The sequence below is a fragment of the Fuscibacter oryzae genome, from assembly GCF_016765795.1.
GTDB lineage: Bacteria > Pseudomonadota > Alphaproteobacteria > Rhodobacterales > Rhodobacteraceae > Fuscibacter > Fuscibacter oryzae.
Genome location: NZ_JAESVP010000016.1, coordinates 21,069 through 27,606, shown reverse-complemented (window position 1 = coordinate 27,606; position 6,538 = coordinate 21,069). Strand labels below are relative to the sequence as shown.

General features: G+C 63.5%; 6 protein-coding genes and 1 pseudogene. 3 read left to right on the top strand and 4 right to left on the bottom strand.

Annotated features, from left to right (window positions below; all coding sequences use genetic code 11):
• Positions 1-277: 277 nt before the first annotated feature.
• Positions 278-571, top strand: a pseudogene (locus JI744_RS18910) (AAA family ATPase); the annotation flags it as partial.
• A gap of 20 nt (positions 572-591) precedes the next feature.
• The gene (locus JI744_RS18905) at positions 592-939 is read left to right on the top strand and encodes a hypothetical protein (protein WP_202662740.1); all 348 of its coding nucleotides are present in this window, start codon (positions 592-594) and stop codon (positions 937-939) included.
• An 819-nt stretch (positions 940-1,758) separates the two neighbouring features.
• Here the strand turns inward: JI744_RS18905 and JI744_RS18900 are convergent.
• Together JI744_RS18900 and JI744_RS18895 are read right to left on the bottom strand one after the other, a co-directional pair.
• Positions 1,759-3,018 (bottom strand): glycerate kinase type-2 family protein, encoded by a 1,260-nt coding sequence (locus JI744_RS18900; protein WP_202662739.1) that lies wholly within the window; start codon positions 3,016-3,018, stop codon positions 1,759-1,761.
• A 3-nt stretch (positions 3,019-3,021) separates the two neighbouring features.
• Positions 3,022-3,789, bottom strand: coding sequence for an HpcH/HpaI aldolase family protein (locus tag JI744_RS18895; protein WP_202662738.1), 768 nt, complete (start codon positions 3,787-3,789; stop codon positions 3,022-3,024).
• Positions 3,790-3,836: 47 nt separating this feature from the next.
• Between JI744_RS18895 and JI744_RS18890 the strand changes: the two genes are divergently transcribed.
• Entirely contained in the window at positions 3,837-4,757 is a 921-nt protein-coding gene (locus JI744_RS18890; protein ID WP_236019560.1) for a 2-hydroxy-3-oxopropionate reductase, read from the top strand.
• 12 nt (positions 4,758-4,769) lie between these two features.
• On the opposite strand, the gene JI744_RS18885 is transcribed toward JI744_RS18890, so the two are convergent.
• Together JI744_RS18885 and JI744_RS18880 are read right to left on the bottom strand one after the other, a co-directional pair.
• Complete coding sequence (locus JI744_RS18885; protein ID WP_202662737.1) at positions 4,770-5,669, bottom strand: LysR substrate-binding domain-containing protein; 900 nt, start codon at positions 5,667-5,669, stop codon at positions 4,770-4,772.
• A 121-nt stretch (positions 5,670-5,790) separates the two neighbouring features.
• Positions 5,791-6,537: an amino acid ABC transporter ATP-binding protein gene (locus tag JI744_RS18880; protein ID WP_202662736.1), complete on the bottom strand. Its 747-nt coding sequence runs from the start codon at positions 6,535-6,537 to the stop codon at positions 5,791-5,793.
• Position 6,538: the final 1 nt, after the last annotated feature.

Sequence of the window (6,538 nt, the reverse complement as noted above, 5' to 3'; positions counted from 1 at the left end):
CGCGCCGGGCGCTTGAGCAATCTGAGGGCTCCGCGCCCGGCGCGCTTGCCCAACCCGAAACCGACCACTATCAACCCCAAGGACTCTCGTTATGAACGAGGGACGACCGGGGGGCAGGTCACGGGACATCCAGGCTGTCACCCCAATTCGCGGGAATGTCCCCTCAACCCTTGACGTAGGGTGGGATATTGTCCCCCTAAGGAATTCATTGATCCTCCAAGCCCACTTCGCATGACCCGAATCGGCCAAGGCCTTGGCGTAACGATGTATCTTCCGTGCGGGGAAGATGAAGCTGCCCAAGGCCTTTCTCGACATCCGGTTTCTGATGACGCGGTATGAGCCGGGCAATGAATTGCATCGCGCGATGCTGGAGGCATTTCGCAAGGTTTTTGGCGATACCGTTGCGAAAGAACCGATCAAGATGACGCGCGCTGTGGAACAATCGGGCCGGTTCCTGTCGTCGGTCTACGAGATCGACTATCGCACCATGACGCGCGAAACTTGGCGCCGCGCTCGCGCCTCGTTTGACCGGGCCTATGACGAGTTTCGTGCCTGCTTTCTTGGGGCCTGAGACAAGCTGGAGAATGAGCAGTGAAAAAGCACCGCCCATTCGATATCGAACTGCCGGATGATCCCGAAACCTTCCCCGTTGGGAAGGAAGAGCCGTCGCGCCGCTCTCTCATGGCGGCAGCAATCACCGAAAATGCCGAACCCCTGCGCGACCGTCGCGCGGTGGAAGCTGCGATCCGCGCCGAGAATGATACGCTGGCTGCCGAGCATGTGCGGATGAAACAGCTTGGCCTGATCGTTGATCTGATCCCGCTGGATCAGGTTGAGGCCTGGACGCTGACGCGCGACCGGGCGCGGGGGATGACCTGGAGGTGGCCGAACTGGTGGCCTCGCTGCGCGACATCGGTCTGTCAAATCCGATCCGGGTGAGGTGCTGGGCGCGCGGCTGTCAGCTGGCAGGGGCGGTTCAGGGCTTGGGCGACAAGCTTGTAAAGCCGATGCCGCAGGGCACGCCAAGCCGCTGTCTTAATAGCGTGCACTGGATGCCGAACGGTCGGAGGCAGACCAGATCCTCGATGGTATCTGCGTCCAGCTCGAGCAGCTTACTTAGGCAATGGAGGCTCTTGAAGCGCGCCCGATGATCATCGATCCGGAAGAGATCGCGCGCAGGGATTTTCGTGGCCTTCGTCCGGGATGACCAGCTAATCATGCGTCGTGGCCTCGTTCATCTCGGAGACGAGGCGCAGGTTGAGGGCGGCGGATGCCGACGGCGCACTTGGGAAGGGCGGCGATCCACAGGCCACGGGATCGGGTCCGACACGAGCATACTTCAACGGTGACGGGACGACAGTCATCATGCGGGTGTCCAGGTGAATAGAGTGTTGTGCGGCGAGATCAGCAACGCTCAGCTTTCGTTGAATGCAGCCATTGGCGTTTTGACAAGAGAAGGGTTCACCTGATCGGCCGGAACGATTCACTCTGCGGTCAACCAGTGCTGCGCAGTCGCACTGATGAACCGCCTCTCAGCCCCTGGCACCGCCGAGATCATTCGCGTGGCAGGATGCTGACGGGGAAACGGGCTCTCATGCTCAGTCGTGAGTAGCCCAACAACGCCCAGTCCATGCCCGGTTTTGCGCCCGTGTTGTTTTGCGGCCGCCTTGATGACAGGGTTACAGCACGATGCCGCCGCCGCGCACTACCAGAGGCCATCAAGGCGGAATCGCAGGCAAGGGCGCGGGCGGGCCGCCGTTACGCCACCAGAATAGCGCGGAAATCATTCACATTGGTGCCGGTGGGGCCGGTGATGAACAGGTCATCCAGCAAGGCAAAGGCGGTGCGGCTGTCGTTGCGCGCCAGCAGACTGTCCCATTTTTGCCCATGGGCCAGCAGGCGCGCCACGGTGCTGGCATCGGCAAAGGCCCCGGCGCTGTCGCTGGCGCCGTCAATGCCATCGGTATCGGCGGCAAGGGCGTGAATGCCGGGATGACCAGCAATCCGCCCGGCAAAGGCCAGCAGGAATTCGGTGTTGCGCCCGCCCGAACCCGCGCCCCGCAGCGTGACAGAGGTTTCGCCACCCGACAGGATCACGACGGGCTTGGCAAAGGGTTGGTCGTGGCGTTGAACCTGACGGGCAAGGGCGGCATGAAAGGCCCCGGCCTCGCGCGCTTCGCCCTCGATTTCATCAGACAGGATCACAGCCGGAACCCCCTGCCGCCTCGCCAGATCCGCTGCCGCCTTAAGTGAATGGCTGGACGAGGCGATGACATGGACCGTGTTGTGCAAGAACGCCGGGTCCGAGGGATACGGCGTCTGCGACTGGGCAATGTGGCGCCGGATCGCCTGTGGCAGATCGATCCGCCACAGGTCGGCCTGCGCCAAAGCCTCGGCCCCGGTTCCAGCGGCGGGAATGGTGGGACCAGAGGCAACCTCGGCCGGATTGTCGCCCGGCACATCGCTGACCACAAGGCTGACCACGCGTGCCGGATGGGCCAGGGCCGCCAGCCGCCCGCCCTTGATTTGCGAAAACTGCCGCCTCAGCGCGTTCATCACCGAGATCGGCGCGCCCGAGGCGAGCAGGGCCTGATTCAGCGCAATCTCATCTTCCAGTACAAAGCCGGTGGGTGGGGCGGGCAGCAGAGCAGAGCCGCCACCGCAGATCAGGGCCACCACCAGATCATCAGGGCCAAGGCCGCTGACCCGTTCCATCAGGCGGCGGGCAGCCGCAAGGCCTGCGGCATCGGGAACCGGGTGACCAGCCTCCAGCACCTCGATCCGCTTGCAGGGTGCCGCATGGCCGTGACGGGTGACGACGGTGCCTTGCAGCGGATGGGGCCATAGCGTCTCGAACGCCTGCGCCAGTTGGGCGGCACCCTTGCCCGCGCCAATCACGACAGTGCGCCCCTTTGGCGGCGTCGGCAGATAGGGCCGCAGGGAATGCAGCGGATCGGCGGCGCACACCGCCTCGTGAAAAAGATCGGCCAGAAAGGCCTTTGGATCGGCAGGGACCATGGCCTAACCCTTGCGGAACTGTGCGACCAACTGGTCAGACCCCCGCGCCAATAGGCCAAGGTCAGACCCGACGGCGACCATGGTAAAGCCATCGGCCAGATAGCGGTCGGCATCGGCGCGCTGCGGGGCAAGGATGCCCGCGGCCTTGCCCGCCGCCCGCGTCGCCGCCAGCACCGAGGCGATGGCCGCCTGCACATGAGGAGCGTTGGGGCTGCCCATCGCGCCCATGTTGGTCGAAAGATCGCCCGGCCCGACAAACAGCACATCAACCCCCGGAACGGCGGCAATCTCGGCGGCATTGGCAACGCCGGTTTCGCATTCGATCTGCACCGCCAAAAGCTGCTGCGCCCTGGCATTGGCGTGATAATTCGCGATCCGGCCAAAGGCATTGGCCCGGTGCCCGACCGAAAAGCCACGAATCCCGCCCGGCGCATAGGCCATGGCCGCCACCACCGCGCGCGCCTGATCGGCGGTGCGGATATTGGGCACCATCAGGCTGCGGGCGCCACCATCCATCACCTGCTTGATGAAGACCGGATCATCCGAGGGCACCCGCACCGCCGCCTCGCACGGGAAGGCTGCGGCCACCTGCAATTGCGCCACGATACTGCGCAGGTCGTTCGGGCTGTGTTCGCTGTCAATCAGCAGCCAGTCCGCGCCGGCGCCTGCCACGATTTCGGTCGTCAGCGCCGAAGAGAGCGAACACCAAAGGCCGATCGCAGCCGTGTTGTCCTGAAGGGCCTGTTTCAGCAGGTTGACACGTTCTTGCATCGGGGTCTCCTCGGTTTTGGCTTGTAAGTTATCATACGTCATATAAGATGAAATGCAAGAGCATCGTCACGGGCAACGACAAGGGGAAAGCCATGCAGATCGGATTCATCGGATTGGGTGTGATGGGCGCGCCAATGGCGGAACATCTGGTGCAGGCCGGGCATCGTCTGGTGACGGTCCTAAACCGCGCGCCCTTGCCAGAGGGGCTCGCGGCGCAGGTTGTGGCCAGCCCGCGCGCCGTGGCAGAGGCATCGGAGGTGGTGATCCTGATGCTGCCCGACACGCCCGATGTGGCGCGCGTTCTGCTGGGCGAGGCCGGAGTTCTGGCGGGGCTGAGGCCGGGCGCGCTGGTCATCGACATGTCAACGATCAGCCCGATCGAGACGGCCCGCTTTGCCGAAGCGACGCGCGCGGCGGGCGGGGCCTATCTGGATGCGCCAGTGTCGGGCGGTCAGGTCGGGGCAAAGGCCGCGACGCTGACGATCATGGTCGGCGGCACCGAGGCCGATTTCGCCCGCGCCTTGCCGCTGTTCGAGGTGATGGGCAAGAACATCACGCTGGTCGGAGAGGCGAACGGCGCGGGGCAGACCTGCAAGCTGGCGAACCAGATCATCGTGGCGCTGAACATCGAGGCGGTGGCCGAGGCGCTGGTTTTTGCCAGCAAGGCAGGGTGCGACCCGGCCAAGGTGCGGACGGCGCTGATGGGGGGGTTCGCCGCCTCTCGTGTGTTGGAGGTTCATGGCGAGCGGATGATCGCCCGCAGCTTTGCCCCTGGTTTCCGCATCAAGCTGCATCAGAAGGATCTGAGCCTTGCACTCGACAGCGCGCGGGTGATGGGTATGGCGTTGCCCGGCACCGCCTCGGCCCAACAACTGATGTCGGCCTGCGTGGCGCAAGGGGGCGCAGAGGACGATCATTCCGGCCTTGTGCGGGCGCTGGAGGGACTGGCCGGACATAGCCTTGGCTGACCGACTGCCCCGTTACCAGCTTTGCTCTGCCAGCCAGCGGTGCAGGGCTGCGACATGTTTTGCGCGCAGCCGCGTCTTGGTGGTGATCAGGTAAAAGCCCGGAACCGCCCCCTCGGGCATCCCCAGCAGTGCATCCTCGCCCAAAGGAGCGGCCAGCTTTCCCGCTGCAATGTCTTCGGTCGCATCCAGCCGTGAGATCAGCCCGATGCCCAGCCCCTGATAGGTGGCCCGCCGCATCGTGGCGGCATCGTCAAAGGTGATGGTGCGGTCCAGTGCGCCGGTCGTCACGCCAAGATATTCCAGAATATCCGGCCACAGGCGGCGCGAGCGGGCCGGGTGCAGCAGGTTGAACTTCATCAGATCGGCGGGGCTGGAAATCTGGGCGGCCATGTCTGGCCGGCAGCAGATGACCTTGGGGTCGCGCAGCAAAAGCGTGCTGAGTGTGTCCGAACGGTCGCCATAGCCCCACTGGACGGCCAGATCGATCTGGTCACGCTCCAGATCCACAAGTTCGATCATCGTGGTCAGCCCGATTTCGGCATCTGGCACCGCAGTGCGAAATTCGGCCAGACGCGGCATCAGATAGCGGGTTCCGAAATATGGACTGACGTTAAGGTTGATCAGCGCCCGTTCAGGCGGGCCGCTGACACGGCGGATGCCCTCTTCGAATTCATCGAAACCGGCCGAGATGTAGTGGGACAGGGTTATCGCCTTTTCGGTCAGGCGAATGCCGCGCCCCTCGCGCTCCATCAGAACGACGCCAAGGGCTTCTTCCAAAAGTCGCACCTGCTGGCCCACGGCCTGCGGCGAGACGAAAAGTTCCTCTGCCGCCTCGCGCAGAGAGCGATGGCGGACAACGGCGTGAAACACCCTGAGGGAATTGAGCGGCGGCAGGCGCAAACGGGATGCCATGGATGATCCTCTGCCAATGCCATTTGAAAGCTGGGCAGAGGATTTATAGGCTAAGACCGGTCGATTTCCAGAGGATTTGCAGCGCATGGCGGCGATCCGGGGCAAAGTTGCGCTTTCACAGTCAATGACCCAAGATCTGGGACAGAAACAACCTGGTGCGGTCATTGACCGGCTGGGTAAAGAAGGTTTCGGGGTCGGCCTCTTCGACGATCTCGCCCTTGTCCATAAAGATCACCCGGTCGGCCACCTTGCGGGCAAAGCCCATCTCGTGGGTGACGCACACCATTGTCATCCCGTCAGAGGCAAGGGTGGTCATCACATCCAGCACTTCGGCGATCATCTCGGGGTCCAGCGCCGAGGTCGGTTCGTCGAACAGCAGGATTTCGGGCTGCATGCACAGGGCGCGAGCAATGGCGACGCGCTGTTGCTGGCCGCCCGAAAGCTGGCCGGGAAACTTGTCGGCCTGATCGGGAATGCGGACTTTTTCCAAGAAATGCCGCGCCCGCGCCTCGGCATCGGCGCGGCTGGATTTGCGCACCAGAATGGGTGCCAGCGTGCAGTTTTCCAGAACGGTCATATGCGGGAACAGGTTGAAGTGCTGAAACACCATCCCCACCTCGCGCCGGATCTCGTCGATCGATGCGACGTTGTCGTTCAACAGGGTGCCAAACACCCGGATGTCGCCGGAATCGTGCTCTTCCAGCTGGTTGATACAGCGGATCATGGTGGATTTTCCCGAACCGGACGGGCCGCAGACCACGACCTTTTCGCCCTTCTTCACGGTCAGGGAAATGCCTTTCAGGGCCTGAAACGTGCCGTAGAACTTGTTCAGATCGCGGATTTCGATGGCGGGGGCGTTCACTTGCATG

What these genes read in the sequence shown, in the direction of transcription:
- JI744_RS18900 (WP_202662739.1), bottom strand. Translation starts at nt 3,018, where the DNA reads ATGGTCCCTGCCGATCCAAAGGCCTTTCTGGCCGATCTTTTTCACGAG.
- JI744_RS18890 (WP_236019560.1), top strand. Translation starts at nt 3,837, where the DNA reads ATGAAATGCAAGAGCATCGTCACGGGCAACGACAAGGGGAAAGCCATG.
- JI744_RS18880 (WP_202662736.1), bottom strand. Translation starts at nt 6,537, where the DNA reads ATGCAAGTGAACGCCCCCGCCATCGAAATCCGCGATCTGAACAAGTTC.
- JI744_RS18895 (WP_202662738.1), bottom strand. Translation starts at nt 3,789, where the DNA reads ATGCAAGAACGTGTCAACCTGCTGAAACAGGCCCTTCAGGACAACACG.
- JI744_RS18885 (WP_202662737.1), bottom strand. Translation starts at nt 5,669, where the DNA reads ATGGCATCCCGTTTGCGCCTGCCGCCGCTCAATTCCCTCAGGGTGTTT.